This window comes from Lichenihabitans sp. PAMC28606, from assembly GCF_020616535.1.
Taxonomy (GTDB): Bacteria; Pseudomonadota; Alphaproteobacteria; order Rhizobiales; family Beijerinckiaceae; genus Lichenihabitans; species Lichenihabitans psoromatis.
The window spans coordinates 356029-382819 of record NZ_CP085136.1 but is presented as its reverse complement, the minus strand read 5'-3'; the positions used below and the strand labels follow the sequence as shown (position 1 = coordinate 382819).

The 26791-nt window shown below is 61.6% G+C and carries 22 protein-coding genes, 2 tRNA genes and 1 riboswitch; of the genes, 12 read left to right on the top strand and 12 right to left on the bottom strand.

Annotated features, from left to right (window positions below):
• Position 1 precedes the first annotated feature (1 nt).
• From LGH83_RS01765 to thiO, 4 genes are read right to left on the bottom strand one after another with little or no spacing between them, the layout of a single operon-like run.
• Entirely contained in the window at positions 2 to 607 is a 606-nt protein-coding gene (locus tag LGH83_RS01765) for a thiamine phosphate synthase (RefSeq protein WP_227400384.1), read from the bottom strand.
• Positions 604 to 1377: a thiazole synthase gene (locus tag LGH83_RS01760; RefSeq protein WP_131116125.1), complete on the bottom strand. Its 774-nt coding sequence runs from the start codon at positions 1375 to 1377 to the stop codon at positions 604 to 606. The genes LGH83_RS01765 and LGH83_RS01760 overlap by 4 nt, the downstream gene beginning before the upstream one ends.
• Positions 1374 to 1571 (bottom strand): sulfur carrier protein ThiS, encoded by a 198-nt coding sequence (gene thiS, locus LGH83_RS01755; protein ID WP_227401688.1) that lies wholly within the window; start codon positions 1569 to 1571, stop codon positions 1374 to 1376. Before thiS ends, LGH83_RS01760 begins: the two co-directional genes overlap by 4 nt.
• Positions 1549 to 2535 (bottom strand): glycine oxidase ThiO, encoded by a 987-nt coding sequence (gene thiO, locus LGH83_RS01750; RefSeq protein ID WP_227400383.1) that lies wholly within the window; start codon positions 2533 to 2535, stop codon positions 1549 to 1551. The genes thiS and thiO overlap by 23 nt, the downstream gene beginning before the upstream one ends.
• Positions 2536 to 2598: 63 nt before the next feature.
• Positions 2599 to 2706: riboswitch (TPP riboswitch) on the bottom strand.
• A 116-nt stretch (positions 2707 to 2822) separates the two neighbouring features.
• Between thiO and LGH83_RS01745 the strand changes: the two genes are divergently transcribed.
• Positions 2823 to 3893 carry an LLM class flavin-dependent oxidoreductase gene (locus LGH83_RS01745; protein WP_227400382.1) on the top strand — a complete coding sequence of 357 codons (1071 nt, stop codon included), beginning with the start codon at positions 2823 to 2825 and terminating at the stop codon, positions 3891 to 3893.
• Here the strand turns inward: LGH83_RS01745 and LGH83_RS01740 are convergent.
• Complete coding sequence (locus tag LGH83_RS01740; RefSeq protein WP_131116119.1) at positions 3859 to 5196, bottom strand: MFS transporter; 1338 nt, start codon at positions 5194 to 5196, stop codon at positions 3859 to 3861. The genes LGH83_RS01745 and LGH83_RS01740 overlap by 35 nt on opposite strands.
• A 168-nt stretch (positions 5197 to 5364) precedes the next feature.
• Here LGH83_RS01740 and cyoA point away from each other — a divergent pair, with 168 nt between their 5' ends.
• From cyoA to LGH83_RS01705, 7 genes are read left to right on the top strand one after another with little or no spacing between them, the layout of a single operon-like run.
• Complete coding sequence (gene cyoA, locus LGH83_RS01735; protein WP_227401687.1) at positions 5365 to 6555, top strand: ubiquinol oxidase subunit II; 1191 nt, start codon at positions 5365 to 5367, stop codon at positions 6553 to 6555.
• Positions 6556 to 6592: 37 nt separating this feature from the next.
• Entirely contained in the window at positions 6593 to 8593 is a 2001-nt protein-coding gene (cyoB, locus tag LGH83_RS01730) for a cytochrome o ubiquinol oxidase subunit I (protein WP_227400381.1), read from the top strand.
• A 5-nt stretch (positions 8594 to 8598) separates the two neighbouring features.
• Positions 8599 to 9228, top strand: coding sequence for a cytochrome o ubiquinol oxidase subunit III (cyoC, locus tag LGH83_RS01725; protein WP_227400380.1), 630 nt, complete (start codon positions 8599 to 8601; stop codon positions 9226 to 9228).
• A complete protein-coding gene (gene cyoD, locus LGH83_RS01720) occupies positions 9228 to 9611 on the top strand; it encodes a cytochrome o ubiquinol oxidase subunit IV (protein ID WP_227400379.1) in 384 nt (127 codons plus the stop codon). Before cyoC ends, cyoD begins: the two co-directional genes overlap by 1 nt.
• Positions 9608 to 10456, top strand: a complete 849-nt coding sequence (locus LGH83_RS01715; protein ID WP_227400378.1) for an SURF1 family protein — start codon at positions 9608 to 9610, stop codon at positions 10454 to 10456. The genes cyoD and LGH83_RS01715 overlap by 4 nt, the downstream gene beginning before the upstream one ends.
• A 26-nt stretch (positions 10457 to 10482) precedes the next feature.
• A complete protein-coding gene (locus LGH83_RS01710; RefSeq protein WP_227400377.1) occupies positions 10483 to 11823 on the top strand; it encodes an ATP-binding protein in 1341 nt (446 codons plus the stop codon).
• On the top strand, positions 11813 to 12346 hold the full coding sequence (locus LGH83_RS01705) for a response regulator transcription factor (RefSeq protein ID WP_227400376.1): 534 nt from the start codon (positions 11813 to 11815) through the stop codon (positions 12344 to 12346). Before LGH83_RS01710 ends, LGH83_RS01705 begins: the two co-directional genes overlap by 11 nt.
• Before the next feature lie 214 nt (positions 12347 to 12560).
• Here LGH83_RS01705 and LGH83_RS01700 read toward each other — a convergent pair.
• Positions 12561 to 12637, bottom strand: a tRNA-Pro gene (locus LGH83_RS01700).
• A 202-nt stretch (positions 12638 to 12839) separates the two neighbouring features.
• Between LGH83_RS01700 and LGH83_RS01695 the strand changes: the two genes are divergently transcribed.
• Positions 12840 to 12914: transfer RNA gene (locus LGH83_RS01695), tRNA-Gln, on the top strand.
• Positions 12915 to 12961: 47 nt separating this feature from the next.
• On the opposite strand, the gene LGH83_RS01690 is transcribed toward LGH83_RS01695, so the two are convergent.
• From LGH83_RS01690 to LGH83_RS01665, 6 genes are all read right to left on the bottom strand, one after another.
• Complete coding sequence (locus LGH83_RS01690) at positions 12962 to 13966, bottom strand: SDR family oxidoreductase (RefSeq protein ID WP_227400375.1); 1005 nt, start codon at positions 13964 to 13966, stop codon at positions 12962 to 12964.
• 126 nt (positions 13967 to 14092) lie between these two features.
• A complete protein-coding gene (locus tag LGH83_RS01685) occupies positions 14093 to 15676 on the bottom strand; it encodes an acetolactate synthase large subunit (protein WP_227400374.1) in 1584 nt (527 codons plus the stop codon).
• A gap of 40 nt (positions 15677 to 15716) precedes the next feature.
• A complete protein-coding gene (locus LGH83_RS01680; RefSeq protein WP_227400373.1) occupies positions 15717 to 17828 on the bottom strand; it encodes an FUSC family protein in 2112 nt (703 codons plus the stop codon).
• A 113-nt stretch (positions 17829 to 17941) separates the two neighbouring features.
• Entirely contained in the window at positions 17942 to 18688 is a 747-nt protein-coding gene (locus LGH83_RS01675; protein WP_227400372.1) for a phosphatase PAP2 family protein, read from the bottom strand.
• Between the two features lie 44 nt (positions 18689 to 18732).
• Entirely contained in the window at positions 18733 to 20934 is a 2202-nt protein-coding gene (locus tag LGH83_RS01670) for an amylo-alpha-1,6-glucosidase (RefSeq protein WP_227400371.1), read from the bottom strand.
• On the bottom strand, positions 20931 to 22070 hold the full coding sequence (locus LGH83_RS01665) for a glycosyltransferase family 4 protein (protein ID WP_131194150.1): 1140 nt from the start codon (positions 22068 to 22070) through the stop codon (positions 20931 to 20933). The genes LGH83_RS01670 and LGH83_RS01665 overlap by 4 nt, the downstream gene beginning before the upstream one ends.
• A 190-nt stretch (positions 22071 to 22260) precedes the next feature.
• On the opposite strand from LGH83_RS01665, the gene otsB reads away from it, so the two are divergent.
• The 3 genes from otsB to LGH83_RS01650 are packed head-to-tail and all read left to right on the top strand — an operon-like array spanning position 22261 to position 26206.
• A complete protein-coding gene (otsB, locus tag LGH83_RS01660; protein WP_227400370.1) occupies positions 22261 to 23007 on the top strand; it encodes a trehalose-phosphatase in 747 nt (248 codons plus the stop codon).
• On the top strand, positions 23004 to 24806 hold the full coding sequence (locus LGH83_RS01655) for a glycoside hydrolase family 15 protein (protein ID WP_227400369.1): 1803 nt from the start codon (positions 23004 to 23006) through the stop codon (positions 24804 to 24806). The genes otsB and LGH83_RS01655 overlap by 4 nt, the downstream gene beginning before the upstream one ends.
• Positions 24791 to 26206 (top strand): alpha,alpha-trehalose-phosphate synthase (UDP-forming), encoded by a 1416-nt coding sequence (locus LGH83_RS01650; RefSeq protein ID WP_227400368.1) that lies wholly within the window; start codon positions 24791 to 24793, stop codon positions 26204 to 26206. The genes LGH83_RS01655 and LGH83_RS01650 overlap by 16 nt, the downstream gene beginning before the upstream one ends.
• Positions 26207 to 26791: the final 585 nt, after the last annotated feature.

The window sequence follows — 26791 nt, the reverse complement described above, 5'->3', positions numbered from 1 at the left end:
CTTACGCCGTGGCGCGTGTCGCCGCGACCCAGGCTTTGATCCGACCCTCAGGATCATCGGCCTTCACGACATCAGTCACAACAGCGACGCTATCGGCGCCGGCCATCAGAACGGGCGCGACACGGTCGAGTGTGATCCCGCCGATCGCGACGAGCGGCACCGAACCAATCCGCTGCTTCCAGATGCCGATGCGATCGAGCCCTTGCGGGGCCCATGGCATGACCTTGAGGGTCGTCGGGTAGATGGGGCCGAGCGCAACATAATCCGGCCGTGCCGAAAGCGCCCGATCAAGCTCGTCATCATCATGCGTGCTCAGCCCTACCTTGATGCCGGCGCGATGCAGAGCCGCAAGGTCAGCATCGACGAGGTCGCCCTGCCCGAGATGAACGACGCCGATGCCTTCCGTGATGGCGAGTTCCCAAAAATCATTCAGCACGAGCGTCGCGCCAGCAGCAGCGCAGAGGTCGCGAGCCTGTCTCGCCTGAACGACCTGCTGTTCCGTATCCTGATGTTTTATCCGCAATTGCACGAGCCGTGCACCTGCCGCGAGCACCCGCCTCACCCATTCGGCATCGCCGACAACGGGGTAGAATCGGTCCAGCATCATGCCAGCACCGCCTGCCCGAGCACGGGAGTCGAGGGGGCCGCCATATCTCGCGTTTCCATCGGGCCAGCCTCGAAGGCCAGACGTCCCGCTTCGATCGCTTTGGCGAATGCGAGCGCCATTGCGACGGGATCACCGGCTTTGGCCACAGCCGTGTTCAGTAGGATGGCGTCGTAGCCCAGTTCCATTGCGGCCGCCGCTTGCGACGGCAAGCCGAGGCCCGCATCGACCACCAACGGAATGTCTGGAAAATGCGCCCGCAGGGTTCGGAGGCCGAACGGGTTGTTGAGGCCCAAGCCGGATCCGATCGGCGCGCCCCATGGCATCAGCACCCGGCAGCCCGCCTCGACCAAACGTTCGGCGACGCCAAGGTCTTCCGTGCAGTAGGGGAACACCTCAAAGCCCTCGCCGCACAAGATTCGCGCTGCCTCGACCAGGCCGAAAACGTCCGGCTGAAGCGTATCGGCCTCACCGATCACCTCGAGCTTGATCCACGGCGTATCGAACACCTCCCGCGCCATATGGGCGGTCGTCACCGCTTCCTTGACCGAGTGACACCCGGCCGTATTTGGCAAAACGCGAAGGCCGAGATCGCGGATCAACGTCCAGAACGCCTGACCGGCTCGCCCGGCCGCCGACTCACGCCGCAACGACACCGTGACGATCTCGGCCTGCGATGCACGAACGGCGTCGGACAGAATTGCCGGCGAGGGATATTGCGCGGTCCCGAGCAGGAAACGGGATTTTGGTTCGACCCCATAGAACATCGTTATCCTCCCTGCATCGGCGCGACGATCTCGATGCGATCCCCCTGACGAAGGGCGGTTACACTCCGGAGCCGTGCCGGAACGAAATCCCCGTTCAGCGCGGTAGCAACCACGGCTTTGCCAAGATCTAATTGCTGCAACGCCTGTTCCAACGTATCGGCCGCAAGATCCGTCGCCTCACCGTTCAACATGATCTGCACCATCAGTCTCCTCGAACACAGCATCGGCCGCCATGCGGGCGAAGGCCGGCGACAGTAAAAATCCATGGCGATAGAGGCCATTCAGCCTGACGATCTTCCCGTCTCGACGTATAGCCGGCAAATTGTCGGGAAAGGCTGGCCGCACATCGGTGCCAATCTCGACGACTTCGGCCTCGCCGAAAGCAGGATGCAGCGCATAGGCGGCGCTGAGCAACTCGATCATCGACCGCGCCGTGATGCGGCTGCGATCGGCGCTTTCGATCGAGGTCGCGCCGATCATGAACAAGCCATCCTGGCGCGGCACGATGTAGAGCGGGATCCGCGGGTGCAGCATTCGGATCGGCCGATGCAGCTTGATCTCGTGCGTGCGGATCACGACCATCTCGCCTTTCACGCCCCTGAGGTCGGGCAGGTCTGCCGCCGCCGCGAAGCCCCGGCAGTCGACGATCCGATCCGCGTCGAGATCCGGGATCGACACATCGCGATCGAAGCTGATCCGCACGCCCATTTGCTCGAGACGAGCCGCAAGAGCCACCAAGGCGCGGCGCGGGTCGAGATGCGCCTCCCGTGGAAAGAACAGAGCCTTGCGAAACCTCCCGTCGAGATCCGGCTCCAAGCGCGCGACCGCGTCCTGATCCAGCCACTCGAAATCGGTGGTGCGTTTCGAAAAGCGAGACAGTTCGGCCGTATCGCGCGGAGGCGCTACCACGAGCGTGCCTAAAGCCACAGTGCCGGCGATATGGGCCGGCCACCAATCGAGCGCCATCCGGCCGAGATGGGTCACAGCGGGTTCGGCGCTTTCGGCCTCGCACCACGGCGCCAGCATGCCTCCGGCGAACCAGGAACAAGATGCCGCCCCAAGGTAAGCGCCGCGATCCACCACGTCGACCGACGCGCCGCGCTCGGCAAGTTGGACCGCGGTCACAAGCCCGGCGACGCCGGCTCCTACGACGATGACCCGCATGGCGTCAGCCGCCAACGCCGGCTGCAACGGACCGTGAGCAACTATGGAAAAGAGGGTAGCGGTTCAACATCAACGGTCCCGTCCCTTCGCCGGCATGACCCGGATCAGGTTCGAAGGGTTCGGCTCGTGCCGTCTCAGTCCCGCCCCTGCAAGACACCCCTCGGACGATCGAAAGATAGGCAGAGCCCGGCGCGAACGCAATGCCGCCTCGACCGGCGATCTCACGCGGCTCCCCGATCTTGCGACAGACCGGCCGACGCTTTAATCGTCACGCGAAGGAGCACGGCATGGCACAGCGACTTGAACTCGGGCTCGATACGTTCGGCGACGTGACGGCCGCCCCGGACGGAACCCTCCTGCCCGACGCCCAGGTGATCCGCAATGTCGTCGCCGAGGCTGTTCTGGCGGACCAGGTCGGGATCGATTTCTTCGGGGTCGGCGAACACCACCGCAGCGACTTCGCGGTCTCGGCGCCGGACGTCGTCTTGGCCGCGATCGCTGGGCAAACGAGCCGCATCAGGCTCGGCTCGGCCGTGACGGTGCTGAGTTCGGACGATCCCGTGCGCGTGTTCCAGAGATTTTCGACGCTCGACGCGGTCTCGAACGGGCGCGCTGAAGTGATCGTCGGGCGCGGCTCCTTCACTGAGTCGTTTCCGCTGTTTGGCTATAAACTCGAGCAATATGAAACATTGTTTGAAGAAAAGCTGGCTCTCTTCGCCGCGCTGATCCGACAGGATGCCGTCACGTGGCGCGGGACGACACGCGCCGCGCTCGTAGATCAGCATGTTTATCCGACGCTCGAGAAGGGCTCGCTCAAGACGTGGGTCGGGGTCGGTGGCAGCCCGGCTTCCGTCGTGCGTGCGGCGCAGCATGGCCTACCCATGATGCTGGCGATCATCGGCGGCAACCCGACGCGCTTCAAACCCTATGTCGATCTTTATGGACAGGCGTTCGGCCAAATGGGGCAGCCGGTTCAGCCGATCGGGGTGCATTCGCCCGGCTATATCGCCGAAACAGACGAGCAGGCGCGCGAAGAGCTTTGGCCGGACTACAAGCGCATGCGCGACCACATCGGCGCCGAACGCGGATGGCCGCCAATGAACCGGTCCGAGTTCGATCAGGAGGCGGATCGCGGATCCCTCTATGTGGGCTCTCCCGACACCGTCGCCCGTAAGATCGCCCGGACCGTCAGCGCGCTCGGGCTGTCTCGCTTCGATCTCAAATACAGCGCCGGTCCGCTTACCCACGACAAGCTCATGCGGAACATCGAGCTTTATGGAACGCGTGTCATTCCGCTTGTGCGAACCATCCTCGACGAGGCGCTCAGCGGATCCCGCGCGCTTCGAGTTGGCGGTTGACCGCCAACGCCGCCAAGGTGCAAAGCGCGCCGGACAGGAGATAAGCACCAACCGCCCACAAGCCGAAGCGGCTGTAGAAGCCAAGTGCGACGAGCGGCGCAAAACCGGCGCCGAAGAGCCAGGCGAGATCCGACGTCAAGGCAGACCCGGTGTAGCGGTTTTCGCTGGAAAAGTTCGACGCAATCGACCCGGCCGATTGGCCGACCGATAAGCCCAGCAACGCGAAGCCGAGAAAAACGAAGGTGGTTTGCCCGGACGCACCGCCGCCAAGCAGCATCGGGGTCAGGAAGCTGAACACCGCGATCGCCACGGCACAAGTCCCGATGAGATTACGGCGACCGATCCGATCCGCCAGTACGCCCGACAGCATCACGGCGAAGGCGCAGACGACGGCACCTTCGAGCTGTAACAACAAGAAGTCGGCCGGTGTCCGGTTTGTAAACAAGCCGATGTAGGACAGCGGAAAGATCGTCACGAGGTGAAACAGGGCAAAGCTCGCCAGCGGAATGAAAGCGCCGAGCAGCAGATCGTAGCCCTGCGACCGCAAGATCGTGGAAACGCGGGCCGGCACGAGATCGCGATTTGCGAGAAGGCGAGCGAATTCTTCCGTGGCGATGAGGCGCAAGCGGGCGAACAAGGCCACGACATTGATCGTAAAGGCCACGAAGAACGGATAACGCCAGCCCCAGCTCAGAAAGTCGGCCTGGGTCAAATTGAGCAGGAAGAACGCGAACAACCCGCTTGCGACGATGAAGCCGAACGGCGCACCGAGCTGCGGCATCATCGCGTACCAGCCGCGCCGGTTATGCGGGGCATTCAACGCCAGCAGGGACGCCAACCCATCCCAGGCTCCACCAAGCGCGAGGCCCTGTGAAAACCGGAAGATCGACACCAAGACGATCGCCCAAATACCGATGTCATTATAGCCGGGCAGAAAACTGATCGCGGCCGTCGATCCACCGAGCAGGAATAGTGCGATCGTCAGCTTCACGCCGCGGCCGTGGCGGCGGTCGATTGCCATGAAGATAATCGAGCCAATCGGACGCGCCACGAAGGCGAGGGCGAAGAGCGCAAAGGAATAGAGAGTTCCGGTCAGTCGATCCGTGAACGGAAACATGAGTTCTGGGAACACCAGGACCGAAGCGAGACCGAAGACAAAGAAGTCGAACGATTCCGAGGTGCGACCGATCACCACGCCAATCGCAATCTCACCGGGCGACACATGCGATTCGTCGGATGAAACGAGCCTCGCATCCCGCTCGAGAGCCGAGGACGAGGCCACATTCCCACTACTCGCGGCCATGCCACATTTCCTAACGTGAGTTTCAACGATCGTTTGGTGCCGGTAAGTTTCGGACCACGCATCAGATAGAACCTGTGCGCCCGCAGCGTCAAACTGCTGCGCTTGGACAAAACGTCCAATCCCAAATATCAGGTCGCGTGGATAGATCGTGTGCAGCGCAGCAAAAAGATGGTTTGGTCGCCCGTGAAATTACTTCGCATCCTCATGATGCTCCCGCTCTTTAGTTTTCTCGGTGGCTGTAATGCGGTTCTGATGAGCCCGTCCGGCGACGTGGCGATGCAGCAGCGCAACCTGATCATCATCTCGACCTTGCTGATGCTGCTTATCATTCTGCCCGTCATGATGTTCACGGCCCTCTTCGCGTGGCGCTATCGCGCGTCGAATTCTGCTGCCGTCTACGATCCGGAGTGGCATCATTCGACCAAGCTCGAGGTATTGATCTGGACAGCGCCACTGATGATCATCATCGCGCTGGGTGCTTTGACATGGATCAGCACACATCTGCTCGATCCGTTCAGGCCGATCGGACGCATCAGCGCGACCATACCGGCTTCCGACAAGATCAAGCCGCTGACGGTGGAAGTTGTCGCGCTCGACTGGAAATGGCTGTTTCTCTATCCCGACCAGGGTGTTGCTTCGATCAATGAACTCGCGCTCCCGGTCGACGTGCCGATACAGTTCAAGATCACGTCCGCGACAGTGATGAACTCATTCTTCATCCCCGCTCTTGCCGGACAGATCTATGCCATGGCGGGTATGCAGACGCAGCTTCATGCCGTCATCAACGAACCCGGAACCTACGAAGGATTTTCGGCGAATTACAGCGGTGCCGGCTTCTCGCACATGCACTTCAAGATGAACGCCTTGAGCGATCAGGATTTTGGCGCGTGGGTCGAGAAGCTTAAACAGCAGGGCTCGCCGCTCGATAAGACCGAATATGTCGCGCTGGAAAAGCCTTCCGAAAAAGAACCCGTCCGCTATTTCTCATCGACAGAGGCCGGGCTCTATGAGGCGATCCTCAATCTCTGCGCCATGCCGGGGAAGATGTGCGTGAACGAGATGATGCAGATCGACGCCAAGGGCGGGGCCGGCAAGGACAGCGAAGCAAATTTCGAGCGGTTGAAATATGACAACCACCGCATGGAAAATGGGGATGAAGCCTCCGGAGCCACCTTCCCGGCCTCGGGTCGCCCGCCAAATTCCAACGTTCAGCCCGAGGGGATGAAACCTCGTGCGCTGTCGCCCATCGTGAACGAGAAGGCGCCTTCGACGGGAGATCAGAATGGTTCAGCGTCTGACATGAAGGACATGCCCGGCATGAAACCGGACAGTCCGGCCCCGGTTCAGTTAACGAAGTAATTCATCCACTTACGAACACAACAAACGAACGGATCCCATGTTCGCCAATCTCGATCTTCAGCAGTTGATCTTCGGCAGACTGACGCTCGAAGCCATCCCGCACGAGCCGATCGTGGTCATGACGTTTATCGTCGTGGCTCTCGGCGGCATCGCGGTCGTCGGTGCCCTCACGTATTTCCGCCTCTGGGGGTACCTCTGGAGCGAGTGGTTCACGAGCGTCGACCATAAGAAGATCGGCATCATGTACGTGGTCTTGGCCATCGTGATGTTGGTGCGCGGCTTTTCGGACGCGATCTTGATGCGGAGCCAGCAGGCGATTTCGTTCGGGAGTAACGACGGCTATCTGCCACCGCACCACTATGATCAGGTCTTCACGGCTCACGGCGTGATCATGATCTTCTTCATGGCGATGCCGTTCGTGACCGGTCTGATGAACTTCGTGGTGCCGCTTCAGATTGGCGCACGCGACGTGGCATTCCCGTTTCTGAATAACTTTAGCTTCTGGATGACCGCGAGCGGTGCCGTGACGGTCATGCTGTCGCTGTTCATCGGCGAGTTCGCACGCACCGGATGGCTCGCTTACCCGCCGCTGTCCGGCGCGTCCTACAGCCCAGGTGTCGGTGTCGATTATTACATCTGGTCCCTGCAGATCGCCGGTATCGGGACGTTGCTGTCCGGCATCAACCTGATCGCCACCATCGTGAAGATGCGGGCGCCTGGCATGACGATGATGAAGCTGCCGATCTTCACCTGGACGGCGCTTTGCACCAACATTTTGATCGTCGCGGCCTTCCCGGTTCTAACCGCCGTCTTGGCGCTTCTGTCTCTCGATCGCTATGCCGGCACGAACTTCTTCACGAACGATCTCGGCGGTAATCCGATGATGTACGTGAATCTGATTTGGATCTGGGGCCATCCGGAGGTTTACATTCTGATCCTGCCGGCCTTCGGGATCTTCTCCGAAGTCGTGTCGACCTTCTGTGGCAAGCGCCTCTTTGGTTACGCGTCCATGGTCTATGCGACCGTGGTGATCACCATCCTGTCGTATCTCGTCTGGCTCCATCACTTCTTCACGATGGGATCCGGTGCGAATGTGAATTCGTTCTTCGGCATCACGACGATGATCATTTCGATCCCGACTGGGGCCAAGATCTTCAATTGGCTCTTTACGATGTATCGGGGTCGCATTCGGTTCGAACTGCCGATGATGTGGACTGTCGCCTTCATGCTGACCTTTGTGATCGGCGGCATGACCGGCGTTCTTCTGGCGGTGCCCCCGGCCGACTTCATGCTGCACAACAGTCTGTTTCTGGTGGCGCATTTCCACAACGTCATCATCGGCGGCGTCGTGTTCGGCTTGATGGCGGGCGTGACCTACTGGTTCCCGAAAGCCTTCGGCTTCAAGCTCGATTCGTTCTGGGGTCATATGTCGTTTTGGTTCTGGGTCGTCGGTTTCTACGTGGCCTTCATGCCGCTCTATGTGCTCGGCCTGATGGGCGTCACGCGGCGCCTCAGCCATTTCGATGATCCCTCGCTTCAGATCTGGTTCATCATCGCAGCCTTTGGCGCATTGTTGATCCTCGTCGGCATCGTCTCGTTCATCGTGCAGATCGTGGTCAGCATCATGCGCCGTGAGGAGCTTGCGGATTTGACCGGCGATCCTTGGGGCGGCCGGACTCTCGAATGGTCCACGGCTTCTCCGCCGCCCGAATATAACTTCGCTTTCACGCCACAGGTGCATGACCTCGATGCATGGGCCGACATGAAGAAGCGGGGCTATGTTCGACCCCTTCAGGGCTACAAGGCAATCCACATGCCGCGGAGCACCTGGGCCGGCGTTGTATTGGCGGCGCTCAGCACCGTCTTCAGCTTCGCGATGATCTGGTACATCTGGTGGATGGCGGTCCTCGCCTTCGTCAGCATCCTCGCGGTCGCGATCCTGCACACCTTCAACTACAATCGGGACTTCTACATCCCGGTCGAAGACGTGGTCCGGGCGGAGAGCCGCCGGACGAAGATTCTCGCAGGGCAGGTATAAAGGCGATGACCGACGCATCGAGCGCCGTCACCACAGGCGATGAACCGCTGACGTTCTACGTGGCAGAGGAGCATGGACACGCCGAAGGCGGCACCATGCTCGGCTTCTGGATCTATCTGATGAGCGATTGTCTCATCTTTGCGGTCCTCTTTGCGACCTACGGGGTCCTCGGTCGCAATTATGCGGCTGGACCGTCGCCGGCCGATCTCTTTGATTTATGGACCGTCGCGCTCAACACCTCGATGTTGCTGCTGTCGTCGATCACCTACGGGTTCGCCATGCTGGCCATGGAGAAGCAGCAGCAGCGCACGACGCTGATGTGGCTGGCGATTACCGGCTTGTTTGGCGCAGCGTTCGTCGGCCTCGAGGTCAACGAATTCGTCCACCTCATCCATGAGGGTGCGGGACCGCAGCGCAGTGCCTTCCTGTCGTCCTTCTTCACCCTTGTCGGCACGCACGGTATCCACGTCTCGCTCGGCATCATCTGGCTGATCGTCTTGATGGTCCAGGTTAGTCGACGCGGTCTCGTGCCTGAGAATAAGCGCCGTCTGATGTGCCTGAGCATGTTCTGGCATTTCCTCGACGTGATCTGGATCGGCGTCTTTTCGTTCGTCTACCTCCTGAGTGTGCTTTGATGACTGCGAATAATGCCGTTCCTGTCGAGGTTCTCCCGGACCACCACGAAGCCGGCCATGGATCCCTCAATGGTTATCTGACCGGTTTCGTCCTCTCGGTCATCCTCACAGCCATTCCGTTCTGGCTGGTCATGGGCCATGTCTTCGATGACACGCGGATCACGGCTTTCGCCGTCATGGGTTTGGCGGCCATCCAGATCGTCGTTCACATGGTCTATTTCCTCCATATGAACACGAAGTCCGAGGGCGGCTGGACTATGCTGGCTTTGATCTTCACGATGGTTCTGCTGGTCATTACCTTATCGGGGTCGATCTGGGTCATGTACCATCTCAACAGCAACATGATGCCCATGTCGGTCCACGACATGCGCAACATGCCGTGACACGCGACCGAAGCGGCGCGCCTGTGGTGGCCGGCGCGGATCTCGCTCGGCCCTCACCACGCTCGCTTCGGTCCTTGTGGTTGCTCGGGGCTCTCGCGCTTTTTACAATCGCGGTTTTGTCGGCACTCGGCGTCTGGCAATTATACCGGTTACAATGGAAGCTCGACCTGATCGCCCGGGTCGATGAGCGGGTTCACGCAGCGCCCTCCGCCGCGCCTGGGCTGGGATCATGGTCCGGCATCACGGCTGAGTCGGATGAATATCGGCATCTGCGCCTCGACGGGCGCTTCGACAATCGTCGCGAAACATTCGTTCAAGCCGTCACGGCGCTCGGCCCAGGCTTTTGGGTGCTGACGCCCTTCGAGCTCCACTCGGGCGGGACCGTATTGGTCAATCGGGGCTTCGTACCGCCAGAGCGTCGTGACCGAGAGACGCGGCGGGACAATGAAGTGACCGGGACCACCACCGTGACGGGCTTGCTGCGGATCACGGAACCCGGCGGCGGCTTCCTTCGTCACAACGATCCGACGAACGGACGTTGGTACTCCCGCGACGTCGGTGCGATCGCGGCCGAGATCGGCCTCAATGACGTTGCACCCTATTTCGTCGATGCGGATTTCGATCCGAATGGCGGCAAATATCCCGTGGGCGGGCTCACCGTCGTGTCATTCCCGAACAATCATCTGGTCTATGCGCTCACTTGGTTCGGGCTCGCGGCCATGCTGGCTGGAGCGGTCGCCTGGCTTGCGCGTGACGAGCTTCGGCTGCGTCACATCACGTCGTCCCCTGACCGTGTCTCTGGCCATCGCACCGGCCCTGGCGGAACACCGGTCAATCTCTCGTGACATGGCGCGTCCCTCGGGGCCAAGACATGCTCGAACGTCTGCTCGGACCGTCGCTTGCGTCGGATGACCCGTCTGGCGCTCCGCCGAGCGCCGACATGGCCGGACGCAAAAACCTCTTCTTGTTGATCCAGCTTCGCTGGATTGCGGTCATTGGCCAGATCGCCACGATTGCGGCTGTGCATTACGGGCTTGGCATCTCGCTGCCGTTTGGTGGAATGGCCGCAGTGTTGGCGGCTCTGGTGACGCTGAACATCGCCAGCTTGCTCAGGCTCTGGACACGATCGAGCGTCAGCAATTCCGAATTGTTCGTCGCGGTCGTGTTCGATGTCGCGGCCCTCACGGCGCAACTCTATCTCAGCGGCGGCGCCACGAACCCGTTCACCTTCCTCTATCTGCTGCAGGTCACGATCGGGGCCGTGCTCCTGGATGCGTGGTCGACCTGGGTGGTGGTGGCGCTCGCGACCCTCTGCTTTGCCGGCCTAACCTTCCTGTACCGACCGCTGGATCTGCTCGATCGCCATGTCGAGGCGCTGTTCAGCATGCATATCGACGGAATGCTGATTTGTTTCACGCTCGACGCGGCGCTGCTGGTCGTGTTCGTGACCCGGATCAACTTCAATCTGCGTGAGCGCGACGCGCGGCTGGCCGACCTTCGACAACAGGCCGCTGAAGAACATCACATCGTCAGAATGGGGTTGCTCGCATCGGGCGCAGCGCATGAACTCGGCACGCCGCTCGCGACTTTGTCGGTGATCCTGGGCGACTGGCGCCGTATGCCGCGCCTGATTGCCGATCCGGATCTGGCCGACGATATCAATGCCATGCAGGCTGAACTTCAGCGCTGCAAGGCGATCGTGACCGGTATCCTGGTTTCAGCGGGTGAGACCCGAGGCGAATCGGCGGGCGTCACGACCGTTCATACATTCCTGAACGACCTCGTCGTCGACTGGCGGGCAGCCCGGTCGGCCACGAATCTTTCCTACGACAATGCCTTCGGCTCGGATGTTCCGATCGTCTCGGACACCGCCCTCAAGCAGGTGATCTTCAACGTTCTCGACAATGCCTTCGAGGCTTCACCGCCATGGGTGGGCTTTTCGGCGACGCGCGTCGATGACATGCTGGTCTTGTCGGTGACGGACGTCGGACCGGGCTTTCCTGAAGACATGATGGCGCAGATCGGGAAACCTTATCAGAGCACCAAGGGTCGCCGCGGCGGCGGCCTCGGCTTGTTCTTGGTCGTGAACGTCGTTCGCAAGCTTGGTGGCCGGGTCCAATTCCGCAATCGGCAAGACGGTGGCGCCGTTGTGACCCTCGCGCTCCCGCTTGCGGCGCTGGAGCTTGAAACGCGGAGGCTTGATGCCGCCTGACCGCCTTCTCGTTGTCGTCGACGACGACGAAGCTTTCGCAAAGACGTTAAAGCGCTCGTTCGAGCGCCGCGAGTATGAAGTCGTGGTCGCGCCGACGATCGACGCGGTCAACAGCTTGCTGCAAACACGCTCGCCCGGCTATGCGGTCGTCGATCTCAAGCTCGCGGGAGCCTCGGGCCTTGCCTGTCTCGAAGCGCTGCACGAACACGATCCCGAGATGCTGATCGTCGTTCTGACGGGTTTCGCCAGCATCGCGACGGCGGTCGAGGCCATCAAGCTGGGCGCCTGTCACTATCTCGCCAAGCCGTCCAACACCGACGATATCGAGGCCGCGTTCGGCAAGGCCGCAGGCAACACCGACGTGCCGCTGACGGAGCGTCCAACCTCGATCAAGACGCTCGAGTGGGAGCGCATTCACGAGATGCTGGCCGCGACCGATTTCAACATATCCGAGGCCGCCCGTCGCCTCGGGATGCATCGACGAACGCTGGCGCGCAAGCTGGAGAAACGACAGGTCAAGTAAACTGCCGCGCGGCCCAGCCTTTCTCGCGCGCAATCCCCTCTGCTCGCGCGGCATCCGTCGCGTCTGACGAACACGCTCCAGTGGCGCGACAATCCGCTGCACGGCGAGGAGCCGCACGGATCAGGTTCAGGATTTGATAGCGTGAGACCGCAAGAGAAACACGCGAAAGGCCGCCCGAAGGCGGCCTTTGCGACATTGATCTCAACAAGAAATCTGGTCGGAGTGATAGGATTCGAACCTACGACCCCCTCGTCCCGAACGAGGTGCGCTACCAGGCTGCGCTACACTCCGACATTCGGCGATGCACATGTGCGGCACCGACGAAGGTTCCTATAGCCGCCCTCAACAGATCCGGCAAGCGGGCCAGCGTCGAAACATGGGAGTTTCGATGCGGATCCGCATTTAGTTTGAGGGGCTGACGAGGGCCCTTGCGGCGCAGGATCGTTACACCTATGGTCGCGCCGCGATCGACCCTTAGGGGCTTCGGTCTTGATGGGGCGTAGCCAAGTGGTAAGGCAGCGGATTTTGATTCCGCCATCCCCTGGTTCGAATCCAGGCGCCCCAGCCAGTATTGCCCGACGCGCGTTTTGGACAACCGAGCGAGGCCCTACGGTATCAGGGTTGTCCGCTTCCGCCTGCAGCGCCGTAGATCTGCCCGTTGGCATAGCTCGCATCTGTCATGGCAAGCTGGACGTAAATGCCGCCGAGTTCGGCCGGCTGACCCGCCCGCCCAAGCGGCGTCATCATGCCGAACGTCTGGAGCTTATCCTGGGAGGCGCCGCCGCTGACCTGGAGCGGCGTCCAGATCGGGCCGGGCGCCACACCGTTCACCCGGATACCTTTCGGCCCCAACTGCTTGGCCAGCGACTTCACGAAGTTCATCGTCGCGGCTTTGGTTTGCGCATAATCATAGAGGTCCGGCGTCGGATCATAGGCTTGTTCCGACGTTGTCGCGATGATGCATGATCCGGGCTGAAGGTGGGGCAACGCCGCCTTGATGATCCAAAACGGCGCGTAGATGTTGGTCTTCATCGTCCAGTCGAACTGCTCTGTCGAGATATCGAGGATCGAGGCATGCGCCTGCTGACGCCCCGCATTGCTGACCACGATGTCGAGGCCGCCAAGGCCATTGACCGCATCGGCAACGAGCCGTTGACAGAAGGCCTCGTCCCGCAAATCCCCTGGAATCGCGAGCCCGATCCTGCCTTCGGCTTTGATGAGAGCGATCACATCTCGGGCATCGGGCTCTTCCTCGGGCAGGTAGTTGATGGCGACATCCGCGCCCTCACGCGCAAATGCGATCGCGGCGGCGCGGCCCATCCCGCTATCGCCGCCCGTGATCATCGCCTTGCGACCGGCGAGACGCCCCGAACCCCGGTAGCTCTTTTCGCCATGATCCGGCACGGGATCCATCTTGCTGGCCAGTCCGGGCCAGGGCTGGGATTGCTTGTTGTAGGGCGGCTGGGGATATTTGGTCCTTGGATCCTCCAGAGACCTCGGCGCGGGCGCGGCTGAACCTTGTGCGGCCGCCGGCACAGCAGCCGCGACGGCCGCGAGACCGAGGCCGGCACCCCCAACGATCTGACGCCGCGAGAGAGAGACATTTTTAGGATCGGACATGACACTTCCTTGTAGCAGCGGACGCGACGGCCCGGAACGCCAAGAAAACGCGGTCAGAGAACGGGAGGTCCTGCGGCACTCGGTCCGGTGGAGCAGACGCGCGTCGCCTCGATCGGCACGCGGCGCTCAGCTTGGCTCGAGCACCGCTTCGATCAGGAATGGTCCGGGCCGGGTCATCGCGGCCGCGAACAGTGCGTCGAACGCTACGGCGGTTGTCGCGCGTGCCGCCTCGACGCCGAGTCCCTTGGCCAACGACACCCAATCGAGGGCGGGATCGTCGAGGTTGAGCATTCGCGCCGCGTTGCGGCCAATCGCGTTCACGCCGACATTCGCCATCTCGCCGTGCAGGATCGCATAAGCCCGATTGGAGAAGATGACGGTCACGACATCGAGCCCTTCGCGAGCCTGGGTCCAGAGACCCTGCACCGTATACATGCCACTTCCATCAGCCTGCAAACCAATGACCTTGCGGCCTGGACTTGCGACGGCGGCGCCCGCTGCGAGCGGAATGCCGATGCCGATCGCACCACCCGTCAATTGCAGATAATCATGAGGTGCGGCCGCTTGAGAATGAGCGAAAAACGAGAAGCCCGCCGTGAGCGACTCGTCGCACACCACCGCCCCCTCGGGCATGCGGCGCGCCACGATCCGACAGACCGTCTCTCCATCGAGCGGACCGGTCGATAAGTCCGATGTTTCGCTCGGCTGCGGAGCTGAAGCGGCGGATGCGATCGTTCGCGAGGCGCCGACGTCTTCGGCCAAGGCCTGCAGGGTCGCCACAAGATCATGGTGCGGTCCGGCGACCTGAACGACCTCGCAACCCTCGGCGATAAGAAGGCTCGGCTTGCCTGGGTAGCCGAAAAACGCCACTGGCACGCTGGCGCCGATGAGAATCAAGGTCTCATAGTCGGCGAGCTGCGTCAGTGACGCGTCAATCCTGTACAACACCTTCGCGACGGGGACGCGGCCCCTGCCCCGCTCGATCCGCGCATTGAACATCTCGGCCAGAAGCGTCGCGCCTGTCGCGGCCGCAAGCCGACCAGCCCATTCGAGCGCGGGTGAGCGTAGGGCCTGGCCGCCAAGCAACAAACCGATCCGCCCACCCGATCGAAGCGACTGGACGCCGGCCTCGATCGCCGAACGCTCGGGCAACGCACGCGTGGCTTGCGGCGCGATCGAGACCGGGCGCGGCTCTCCGCCGCTCGATCCTCCCACATCGCTCCAAGCCACATCGGCCGGTAGGATCAGCGTCGACACGCCGGGCGCTTGCCGAGCCTGCCAAATGGCCTCAGCGGTCATCTTCCCAACATCGTCGCCCAGCGCGATGCGGCCGACCCAGTTCGACATCGGCCGCGCGAGCGATTCGATATCGCTGGTGAGCGGGGCGTCATAGGGAAGATGATAGGTCGCGTGATCACCGACGATATTGACCACCGGTGAGCGGGCGCGTTTCGCGTTGTGCAGATTGGCTAAGCCGTTGGCGAGCCCCGGGCCGAGATGCAGCAGCGTCGCGGCAGGTCTGTCGGCCATCCGACTGTACCCATCCGCAGCTGCCGTCACGACACCCTCGAACAATCCGAGAATGCAGCGCATCTGTGGGCGGCGATCCAGCGCGGCAACGAAGTGCATCTCGGACGTGCCGGGATTGGCGAAGCAGACGTCGACCCCGTTGGCCAGCAGGGTGTCGCCCAGAACATCAGCACCGTTCATCCTATCATGTCCTTTCAAACCGCTCTCGGCTTGGCGGCGGTCATAGTGGAGCCTGTGGCGCCTCGTCTCCTCGCGTTGCGAGATCGCTGCTCAACACGTCGATGCCGCGCCGCACCCGTTGCAACGTACTCGAGGCTGGCGCGTCCGGAGCGGGACGGGACGGAGAACGGCCGTCGGCCAGCGCCGCGAAGGCCTCATCGAGCCAAGTCTGCCACTCTGCCCGGCCGGGTCCCGATAGGATCGGCTGGATCGAGGGATCGTGCGGCGTAGCCAGCAGCGCCGCGCCGAGCCGCCGCAAAATCGCATCCGCCGCGATGATCTTGTCGAGGCCGGCGCGCTTCCCACGCCCCGGCTCCTGCAGTGCGCGTGACAGCGAAGCTTCGAGATTGCTGTTGGCGAGCCCAGCGGCGCGGCGAGCCGCCTCGGTGCCCTCGGCGCGGCTCGTGCCGGGGTTGCCCAAGACCGCGACCGCAAGACGAGCATAGGCCAGAAACGTCTCGCGTAGCTCGCGCCGGAGGCGAAACGGCTCCCAACTCGGCCAGAGCAGCATACAGGCCGCGACCGCGACGATGCCGCCGACAAGTGTGTAGAAAATCCGCATGCCGGCCACCACGAAGGCGCTGTGACCCGGTTCGACGATGTCGAACAGCAGAACGATCAAAGGCGTCAGGCAGGCAATGTAGGCCCCATAGCTGACCTGACGAACCGAAAACCCGATGACCGCTAGCGGAAAGAGGAGCCCACCGACGACGATCGGCGTTTGCGGAAAGAAGGCGAGCACGCCGCCGATGGCCGCGCCCAGCACCGTGCCTCCGACCCGCTCCAGTGCGCGTTGCCAGGTCGCGGCGAAGAATGGCTGCATGGTCAAAGCCAGCGTGATGGTCAGCCAATGCGAATAGGGCGTCCACCAGTGCAGCGTTATCGCGATCGCCGGAACCACGATAACGGTGGCCCTGACGGCGTGACGAAGAATGGCGGACCGCCAGGTGAGTTCGTCGCGAAGAGGACCCCAGATGCGCGTGCGCCACACGCCGCCGTCCGGTGGAGCCGGATGAGCCGTCGGAGCGGGCTTCTCCAACCCTTCGACGACCCGAAGCGTGATCCGAAGCCGATCCACAATAGCACCGATCAAGCTGTTGAGTTGCTCCGAACCGGGTGCCTCTTCGGCCATGCGATCGAGCGATTGCCGCAGCCGCGCGATGTCGGGACGGTGATCGGCTCCGAGAATCAGCAGGATCGGGCGAAGCCGACGTAACATGCGCTCGGCATGGGCATGGACACCCGGCGCGGTCGCGGTTTCGAGCAGTTCGGAGAGAATGATCAGTTCGCCGAACAGCTGATCGGCAGCCTCTAGCAACAAGAGAGCCTGGGTGCCCCTGCCCGAGACGAGCCCCCGCCGCCGGACCGAGGTCGAGACGATCGACCGCGCTTCCTCGATATGGGCCCGCACCGCGCGCCGATGGCCTCGCGCATGATCATCCCAATCGGCCTGCGACGTGCCCGGGCGAAGCAGCATGTCGCGCAGGTCGGCCGCGAGCGCCGCCTGGGCCGACCAGACGGCCGCAACGGCCTGGATGGCCGGTCGATCGGGCTGGATGCGCCAGAGCAAGACGGTGAGCAGGCAGGCCCAGAGGCCGCCTACGCCGAAATACAGGAAAAACGACAGCGCCTTGTCAGGCGTCAGCGGCGCGTCGATCGCAAGCGCCAGGACTACGATGAGAACGTTGCCGATCGTCTGCGCCCGCAATCCCCAGGCCCGCGCCATGCTGAACAGGAAGGCGGCGAGGCCGGCGCAGGGAAGCACGACCCCGAGGCCCCCCGCGCGCAGAAGACCGAAAATCGCCCATGTCGCGGCGCCAAGGGCCGTGAAGGTCAACAACATCGGAAGCCGCTGCCGAAGCGAGCCGCCGATATCGCAGAAACAGGTGATCATCGCACCGACCGCAGCGATGAGCAGCGCCTGCGACCCAATCCATTGATTGAGAGCGAGGAAGACGGCAGAGGCCAGCGCGGCACGCACCCCTTCAAGGACGCTGATGCCGGCGAGATCCAGCCCGATCGGGAGCTTATGGAGATTGGCGCCCGGCCGGCGGTTGGTGCCGCGCCGACCTTGCCGCGACGCATGCACAGGGAGGGGAGAATTCTGCGGCAAGGCAAGCCCTTGAGACAGGACGACCCGAGCCCTAGCCGATGTCGCCGCGCGGTTTCGAGTCACGCAATCGCGAGCCGTTGCGAGCCCTTATGATAGCGGCTTCCGTGGCCTCATCAATGTCGGCTGTCACTCACGGTCGCGATCGAGCCAGCCAAACCATCCATTTTGGTCGGTCTTCCAGTTTCCGGCCTCGGCATCAGCGAAACGATCGCCCAGGCGCATATCGCGCCCAGTAGGGTTCCGGCCAACATATCGCCGACGAAATGATAATCGGCGCCGAAGAGGCCGATCGCCACCAAGCCGATCGGCACGACAGTGACCCACCACCATCGTCGGAGAGCTGGCTGGATTGCAACCATGGGAGCCGTGATGGCTGTCATGTGGCCGGACGGAAAAGACGCCCATCCGGTGCCGCCATGGAACGGGACGAAGCCGTAGGCCCCGGTGCCGATCAGCGACGGGTTGTTGTTGATCCAGGTTTCTGGCCACAGCCGCCCGAAAGCGAATTTCGCCTGATCCTTGATCATCACGGCGACCAGGAGCGCCACGCAGGCCTGCAGAACGACCCAGCCGAGTGGACCCGGTCGTCGACCCGAAAGTGCCGCGATGCCCAGCACCAGAAAGCCGATCGCCGCAGCCGGCGGCAGGGGATCGACAAGATGAGTGAGCGCGACGAAGGCCCATATCCCGTGCAAAGTCGCATGAGACCACGATGCAGTTGGTCGATCGATGAATGAGATCGACAGGATGGTGGCCAAGATGGTCGCGACGGTGAGGATTAGCCTCGTTTGACTCAAGCCGAACGCTCTCGCGCTCGACACGTGGGGTGCAAGCGGCAGTGTATCGCCCGCGTCGCTCATCGAACCCTCGATCCGCTTCGGCGCCGATCCGGCCCCGGTGTGACTTACGACAGATCCATCGACACTTGGATCGCACCGGTGTTGCGGAGAATCCGCAGCGCAACATGCTCGCCGATCCGCCGCAAGGTCACGTCGACCTTGGCATCGTCGAAGCCGATGTCACGCAGGGTAATTTCGTCCGCAAAAGAGGGCATTCTCGGATTGCGGAACCGGATCGCGCGATCGAACGGATCGAACTCGAGGCCGAGGCACGCCTGGAGAAGCAGGAACGGCGCTCCACTGGCCCAAGCCTGCGGTGAACAGGCGACGGGATAAAGCGTCGGCCCGGCGCCACGTCGACGACGAAAGCCGCAGAAAAGCTCCGGCAAACGGCGCAGGTCCATATAGCTGGCGGCCGCAAAGAGGCCTTCGAACACGCGCTCGGCCAGATCGGTGTGGCCGTAGCGCGCCATTCCGGCTGCGATCAGCGAGTTGTCATGCGGCCAGATCGATCCGTCGTGATACGACATCGGATTATATCGAGCCTGACCGGATGCCACGGTGCGGATGCCCCAGCCGGAGAAGAAGTCGGTCGACAGCATGTCATCGGCCACCCGCTTGGCGCGATCTGGACGGGCGATGCCCGACCAGAGAACCTGACCGGCATTGGATGTGCGGACACGACACGGCTTTTTGGCGCCGTCCAGAGCAATCGCATAAGTGCCGAGGTCTTCGCACCAGAATGCAGCGTCGAACCGCTCGGCCAGCTCGGTCGCGGCCTTGTCGAGCACATCCGACCGGTCGTGCATCCCAAGGCGCCGCGCGCTGGAGGCCGCGAGGCGTTTGGCCAGATAGGCATAGCCTTGAACCTCGCACAGCGCGATCGGGCCTTCGGCCAAGGTGCGGTCGGCATGGAAGATCGCATCGAACGAATCCTTCCAGCCCTGGTTCTGCAGGCCGGTGTCCTGAGCGCGGCCATATTCGATAAAGCCGTCGTGGTCACGATCACCGGGACCATCCATCCAGGCAAGGGCTTTTTCGAGCGCGGGCCACAACTGCCGAATGGTTTCGAGATCGCCCGTTCGTTCGAGGTAGAGACCGGCCAACACGACAAACAGCGGCGTCGCGTCGACGGTGCCATAATACAGACCGAACGGCACTTCACGAAGCACAGCCATCTCGCCGCCGCGCATTTCATGCACGATCTTGCCGGGTTCCGCATCGGACGCGTTGTCGACCGCGGTGGCCTGAAAGGCTGCAAGACGATCGAGAACGCCTTTCGCAACGCCGGGGTCGCACCAGAGCATCTGGATGGCGGTCAAGATCCCGTCTCGGCCGAAGGTGGTCGAGTACCACGGTGTTCCGGCATAGGGATAAGGACCCTGAGCCGTGTCGGTGATCAGCATGAACAGATCGGCCGTGGACCGGCACATCACCTCGTTTAAAATGTCGTTCGAGGTATCCACCGTCGCGACATGCCGCGTGACCGCCTTTTGATGGCGGTTCGCCGCCATGAACCCTTTGAAGAAGGTCTCGCTGATCGGCGCATCGAGGCCGTGACATTCGATCGCCAAGAAGAGCGTGGTCGATTGATTAGCGTCGAGCTTCAGGCTGTATTTTCCAGCGCCTTCCACGAGGCTCGCCGGGGCCGGGTCAAGGCAAACCAGCGTATCGCGCTTGACGTCGTCAAGACCTATATAGCGATAGCGGACTTTCTGATCTCCCTCGACCGCCTGGGTCGAGACGCCGCGATGAATGCGGCGGCTGCCGCGAACCTCGAACAAATCCGAAAAATCTGCGCCGAAGACGAGCGAGATGGAGAATGCGAGCGGCGCCTCGCCATGATTTGTAACGTGGATCCGCTGGTGCGCGACCCCGCCCCATAGGTAGATCGTCCGGACAATGTGGATGGTGTCGCGCTGTAACGCGATCACGCCATCGCGGTAGATGTCGGCATTGGTGAGATCGACGCTCATCAACACATTATCGTCGCGGACGGTCGACCCCAGCAGAAGAGGCTGGACGCCGTTGATCAGCAGCTCCAGACGCGACAAGAACCGGGTGTCATGATTGAACAAGCCGTCCGGGCCACCGGCGGAGGCACCGATGTCTCCGTGCGCGTCGAAGACCGCGAAACTGTCGCCATGCTTCAATGTGTGACGCGGTCGGGACGATGGCCCGGTCGCGGTGATGTAGAATTGTCCCTGCTCCGGCGCAGGATCTTTATTTTCGATGTTCGACGTGACCGTTGCGTCGTTTGACATCATTGAAAATCGACCGGGTTACCGAACCGACCACCGCTCGCCGGGATAATCGTGTCGATCGACAAATTCGCGGCGCCGCGAAGCGAGGCTGTCCGCTGCGACGCCACTTCGGCATCGATCTGCCGCTGGTAGAGGTCGACATAGTCTCGTGCCATTCGAGCGGCCGTGAACCGTTGATCAAACTGGCGCCGGACCGCGCGTCGATCGAGAGCCAGAACCTCGGGAAGCGCCGCGATTGCCTCGGGCACCGTATCGACGATCCGCCCGGTCAATCCATCATCGATTACCTCGACCACCGATCCGTTACGGAAGGCGAGAATGGGCGTGCCACAGGCCATTGCTTCGATCATCACGAGACCGAAGGGCTCGGGCCAATCGATGGGAAACAGCAATGCTCGCGCCTCGCCAAGGAACTTGGTCTTGCCGCGCTCGTCCACCTCACCGATGAATTCGACATCCGGATGATCTTGGATCAGCGGATGTATGACCTCGCGGAAATATTTCTCGTCTGCCTTGTCGACCTTAGCGGCGATCTTCAAGGGAATGCCAAGCGCCTTCGCAATCTCGATGGCACGATCCGGACGCTTCTCCGCCGAAATGCGACCCAGAAAGGCGAGGTAGCCACCACGGGGCTCGAAATTCGGCGTGTGAAGATCCGCCGGCAAGCCGTGCAGCACGGTTCCAGCAAAGCCTGCGTCGCTGATCGGGGCACGCTGGGCATTCGAGATCGACACCAAAGGCATCTTCGGGAAGGCCCGGTAGAAGGGCCAGAGATCGGGCAGATCCTGCCGACCGTGAAGGGTCGTGATCGTCTTGTTCTCGATGCCGCGAAACAGCGGGAAGTGGAACAGGTCAATATGAAAATGGACGATGTCGAAGGCCTGAGTCATTCGACGCACCTTGTCGACCATCATGGTCGTATGCGGAATGTAATCCTTCATGGTCTCGGACAAGCGGATCGCTTCGACCGTGCAGGGGATGAGATTGGCGGACGTCATGGAATCGCCGCTTGCGAAGAGAGTCACCTCGTGACCCTGATTGACAAGTTCCTCAGAAAGCCAAGACACGATGCGTTCGGTGCCGCCATAAAGACGAGGCGGAACACTTTCCATCAGTGGAGCAATCTGAGCGATTTTCATGGAAACACCCCCAACGCAAATACGCATAACGACCCAACGGGCCATGTCTAAAACGTTACCGCAAGATTAATTGTTCCGCGCCGCAACACACGCTAGAGCTCAAGCATTGGGTATAGCGTGCATTCGAAGGCTCGTGGCTGCTAAAGTCCGACAATGCCTCTCGCCGCATCAAAATTCAGAGACCTACGCGATGATGCTCGACCGCCCTCTCGATGAAACATGCTTCTTTTTCGACGTGGATGGCTCGTTGATCGACATTGCGCCGAAACCAGACGCCGTCGTGGTTCCGACTTCGCTGCTGCGTGATCTCGAAAGCCTCAATCGGGTAGCGAAGGGCGCGGTGGCTCTGGTGAGCGGACGCTCCATCGGACAACTCGATATGCTGTTTCAGCCGGCACGCTTTCGCGCCAGCGGCGTGCACGGTGCCGAAATGCGGTTCGACCCTGAGGGACCCGTGATTCGCTCGGAGGAGGATGCGATTCCGGTCGATGTCTGGTCCGAGGTCGTCGGCCTCCTGACGGCTTATCCGGGGACCTTTGCCGAGAACAAGACGTTCAGCTACGCTGTGCATTACAGGGCGTTGCCCGCCTGTGGCCTTGCCTTGACGGCAGCGCTCAAGACATTGATCGACCGCCGTCCGGAGGCGGGGCTGAGCCTGATGCCGGGTCATTTCGTCGTCGAAATCAAGCGGGCGACCTTCGACAAGGGGATCGCGATCAAACGTTTTCTTGCGGAGGCGCCATTCGCTGGGCGGCGTCCCGTTTTCATCGGCGACGATGTGACGGATCAACCCGGTTTTGCAGCGGCGCTCGATCAGGACGGTGACGCTTTTTCGGTCGGGGTCCGATTTCCGGGCACGACAGGATCATTTGCAAGTCCGGCCGCTGTGCGCCATTGGGTGGCACGGATTGTCGAAACGGAGAGTTTGCACGCATGAGCACAGGCAAGGCGAGAAATCTCGATTTCGCTCTGATCGGCAATTGTCGCGTGGCCGCTTTGGTGGACACGAATGCGAGGATTGTCTGGTGGTGCACACCACGGTTCGATTCGGATCCGGTGTTTTCCCGCCTGTTGGCCGGGGATGAAGAAAAAGGTTTCTGCGACGTCGTGCTGGCCGACCAGGTCAAAAACGAATCGGCTTACGTGCGGAATACCGCGATCGTCGAAACGATCCTGACCGATTCTCAAGGCGGCGTCGTCAAGGTCACGGATTTCGTGCCGCGCTTCGAGCGTTTCGAGCGGACGTTCCGTCCCTCACAGATCGTGCGCCGGATCGAGCCGATGGCCGGGCTCCCGCGCATCACCATCCGGGTCCGTCCGACCTACGATTACGGCCGCAAGGTCACCGAAATCGCGCATGGATCGAACCACATCCGCTACCTTGGCGGCGACAATGTCGTTCGCCTCACGACCGATGCGCCGTTGTCCTACATCGAGCGAGAGGTCAGCTTTGCGCTGAATCGTCCGGTCACCATGGTGTTCGGGCCGGACGAGCCTTTCCTGTCTGGCCTCGAAGCGACCTGCCGCGACTTCCTCGACCGCACCCATGCTCATTGGTTGAATTTCGTTCGGCATCTCGCCTTGCCGTATGAGTGGCAGACGGCGGTGACGCGCGCCGCCATTACGCTCAAGCTTTGCAGTTTCGAGGAAACCGGCGCCATTATCGCGGCCCACACGACGTCGATCCCGGAGGCGGATGGGTCGACCCGCAATTGGGACTATCGCTATTGCTGGCTCCGCGATGCTTTTTTCGTGGTCCATGCGCTCAACCGCCTGAGCGCAACCGAAACGATGGAATCCTACATCAACTACATCACCGATCTGGCGATCAGCGGTGATAAGCACCTGCAGCCGGTGCACAGCATCATCCCTGGCACGCCGCTCGACGAGTGGATTGCGCCGAACCTCGACGGCTTTATGAACAATAAGCCGGTTCGGGTCGGCAACGAGGCTGTGACGCAAGTTCAGCACGATGTGTATGGGAGCGTCGTGCTCGGTGCCACGCATATGTTCGTGGATGAGCGCCTCCCGAAGCTCGGCGACGAGGCTCTGTTCCGCAGGCTCGAACGGCTCGGTCATCAGGCCGCCAAATTCGCGCTCGAGCCGGATGCCGGCATCTGGGAATATCGCGGCTTCAAGCGGGTCCATACCTATTCGGCAGCACTGTGCTGGGCGGCTTGCGACAGGCTTGGACGAATTGCGGACAAGCTCGGCTTGCACAAGGAAGCGGCGCATTGGTCGTCGGAATCCAAGCGATTGCATGCCGCCATCATGGAGCAGGCGTGGGATCCGGTCCGCGGGGCGATCACCGGCGCGTTCGGACAGCCTGAACTCGACGCCAGCAATTTGCTGTTGCCGGAGCTCGGCTTCATCGCCGCGACGGACGAGCGCTTCGTCAAGACCTTGGAATTAACCGGCAAAGAGTTGATGCGCGACGGGAAGATCATGCGCTACACTTCGGCGGATGACTTCGGCCTGCCAGAGACCGCCTTTCTCGTGTGCAACTTCTGGTATGTCGATGCGCTCGCGCAGGTCGGGCGGCGCGATGAGGCCCGCGAGCGCTTCAACGACATCCTCTCGCACCGCAATCATTTCGGCATTCTGTCGGAGGATCTGAACGCGGCCACCGGCGAGTTGTGGGGTAACTTCCCCCAGACCTATTCGATGGCGGGCATCATCAATTCGGCCATGCGGCTTTCACAAAGCTGGGAGGACGCTTGGTGTCACGACTTGTAATCGTATCGAACCGTGTCGTCGTTCCGGAACCTGGAAAACCGCCGCCGCCCGGCGGTCTTGCGGTCGCTGTCCATGCGGCCCTGAAGGATCGGGAGGGGCTTTGGTTCGGGTGGAGCGGCAAGGTCGATGATGGCCCGAACGTGGAGCCTGTGGTCGCTGTCCGGGACAAGATCACCTATGTGGTGACCGATCTGTCGACGGCCGATTATCAGGAATATTACAACGGCTTCGCCAATCGCGTTCTGTGGCCGATCCTGCATTATCGGGTCGATCTCGCCGAGTTCAACCGCTCGGATCTGACCGGCTATTTGCGGGTCAACGGGCTCTTCGCCGATCAACTCGCCAAGTTGCTCGAGCCGGACGATATCATCTGGGTGCATGACTATCATCTGATCCCGCTCGCGCGGGAGTTGCGGCAGCGTGGGTTCAACAACCCGATCGGTTTCTTTCTCCATATCCCCTGCCCGCCGCCCGATCTCCTGTTCACGATTCCGCGCCAGGAGCAGAGCCTCGGCGTGTTAAGCCACTACGACCTCGTCGGCTTTCAAACCGAGAATGATCGCGCCAATTATGGGCGCTACCTTGCCATGTCCAAGGCGACGGTCAGCCGTGATGGCTTGGCTTATTCGGTTGATGGACGGGTGACGCGGATCGGCGCCTTCCCGGTCGGCATCGAAACCCGTGAATATGCCGGTCTCGCGGTCGAGGCAGAGGACTCGCCCTTCGCCAACGAGGTGCGTGACAGCCTGTCCGGCCGCAAACTATTTCTCGGCGTCGATCGGCTCGATTATTCCAAGGGGATCATCCATCGGCTCGAAGCCTTTGGCCATTTTTTGGAAAACGAGCCCGAATGGTCGAACCGCGTGACGCTGTTACAGATCACGCCGAAGAGCCGGGAGGAAATTCCCGAATATCACGACATGTCGCGGGCCGTGAACGAACTGGTCGGCGGGCTGAACGGTCGTCTCGGGGAAGCCGCCTGGACCCCGGTTCGTTACATCAACCGATCCTATTCACGGCCTGCTCTGGCGGGTATATTCCGGCAATCGGCTGCCGCTCTCGTGACTCCCTTGCGCGACGGGATGAATCTTGTCGCGAAGGAATTCGTCGCGGCTCAAAATCCGAATGATCCGGGGGTTCTGATCCTCTCGCAATTTGCTGGCGCCGCTGCCGAATTGGACGCGGCCCTCATCGTCAATCCCCATGAGACCGAGGGCATGGCGGCGGCCATGAAGCAAGCGCTGGAGATGCCGCTCGACGAGCGTCGCGATCGGCATGCGCTGATGTATGCCAGCATCGAGAAATACAACATTGACTGGTGGGCCGAGACCTTTCTGGCGAAATTGGCCGACACCCGGCGCTCCTTCCTGATCGGCCAGCTCCGGTCGCTGTTCAACTGAGGCGAGACCGGTTCCGAGGCATGCTCGGGCCGGTCGCTAAACGGTTTGCCCGCCGACCGGTTTCCAACATGCAGCAGATCGACCGCGAGGCAGCCGCGCGAGCGTGTGCGGGCCTGTCGACGTCTCTCTTTGTTGACCCGCCGATGGCCATCCGCGACGCTCGGAAAAATTGTTTTCGGTAATTATTGCCCGCGCAAACTAATCGCCACAGAACCAAAGGGTTAGCGCCCAAGGCCTTATTTCGAGCTTTTCTGCGACCCATTGACTCGGCTTTTGATCCGGGAAGCGAGCCTCTGATGCAGAATTGCCACAGGCTAAATTGCGACTTTGTGCCCGTTTTTTACCTGCGTGATTCGAGAGAGTTAGGGCAGTCAAGCTGTCATTTTCGCCGACTCACAGCCGCAACGTGGACATCACTTTGACTCTTTAGTGACGAGGTCTGTTGCGCCGCCAACGGCTGCTGTGTAGTGTTTATAGACCGACTGCGGCATCGCGCTGCCAGTTGGAAATCCTCAACTTGGCCCATGGGGTAGTCAACGCTGAGACATCGGCGACACGCTTGTGTATCGGTAAATCCTATCCTTT

Excerpts from the sequence above, each read along its gene's own strand:
- LGH83_RS01705 (WP_227400376.1), top strand. The coding sequence starts at position 11,813 with ATGCCGCCTGACCGCCTTCTCGTTGTCGTCGACGACGACGAAGCTTTC.
- LGH83_RS01685 (WP_227400374.1), bottom strand. The coding sequence starts at position 15,676 with ATGAACGGTGCTGATGTTCTGGGCGACACCCTGCTGGCCAACGGGGTC.
- thiO (WP_227400383.1), bottom strand. The coding sequence starts at position 2,535 with ATGCGGGTCATCGTCGTAGGAGCCGGCGTCGCCGGGCTTGTGACCGCG.
- LGH83_RS01675 (WP_227400372.1), bottom strand. The coding sequence starts at position 18,688 with ATGAGCGACGCGGGCGATACACTGCCGCTTGCACCCCACGTGTCGAGC.
- LGH83_RS01670 (WP_227400371.1), bottom strand. The coding sequence starts at position 20,934 with ATGATGTCAAACGACGCAACGGTCACGTCGAACATCGAAAATAAAGAT.
- LGH83_RS01740 (WP_131116119.1), bottom strand. The coding sequence starts at position 5,196 with ATGGCCGCGAGTAGTGGGAATGTGGCCTCGTCCTCGGCTCTCGAGCGG.
- cyoA (WP_227401687.1), top strand. The coding sequence starts at position 5,365 with ATGGTTTGGTCGCCCGTGAAATTACTTCGCATCCTCATGATGCTCCCG.
- LGH83_RS01655 (WP_227400369.1), top strand. The coding sequence starts at position 23,004 with ATGAGCACAGGCAAGGCGAGAAATCTCGATTTCGCTCTGATCGGCAAT.
- LGH83_RS01765 (WP_227400384.1), bottom strand. The coding sequence starts at position 607 with ATGATGCTGGACCGATTCTACCCCGTTGTCGGCGATGCCGAATGGGTG.
- cyoB (WP_227400381.1), top strand. The coding sequence starts at position 6,593 with ATGTTCGCCAATCTCGATCTTCAGCAGTTGATCTTCGGCAGACTGACG.
- LGH83_RS01745 (WP_227400382.1), top strand. The coding sequence starts at position 2,823 with ATGGCACAGCGACTTGAACTCGGGCTCGATACGTTCGGCGACGTGACG.
- cyoD (WP_227400379.1), top strand. The coding sequence starts at position 9,228 with ATGACTGCGAATAATGCCGTTCCTGTCGAGGTTCTCCCGGACCACCAC.
- cyoC (WP_227400380.1), top strand. The coding sequence starts at position 8,599 with ATGACCGACGCATCGAGCGCCGTCACCACAGGCGATGAACCGCTGACG.
- LGH83_RS01665 (WP_131194150.1), bottom strand. The coding sequence starts at position 22,070 with ATGAAAATCGCTCAGATTGCTCCACTGATGGAAAGTGTTCCGCCTCGT.
- LGH83_RS01710 (WP_227400377.1), top strand. The coding sequence starts at position 10,483 with ATGCTCGAACGTCTGCTCGGACCGTCGCTTGCGTCGGATGACCCGTCT.
- otsB (WP_227400370.1), top strand. The coding sequence starts at position 22,261 with ATGATGCTCGACCGCCCTCTCGATGAAACATGCTTCTTTTTCGACGTG.
- LGH83_RS01690 (WP_227400375.1), bottom strand. The coding sequence starts at position 13,966 with ATGTCCGATCCTAAAAATGTCTCTCTCTCGCGGCGTCAGATCGTTGGG.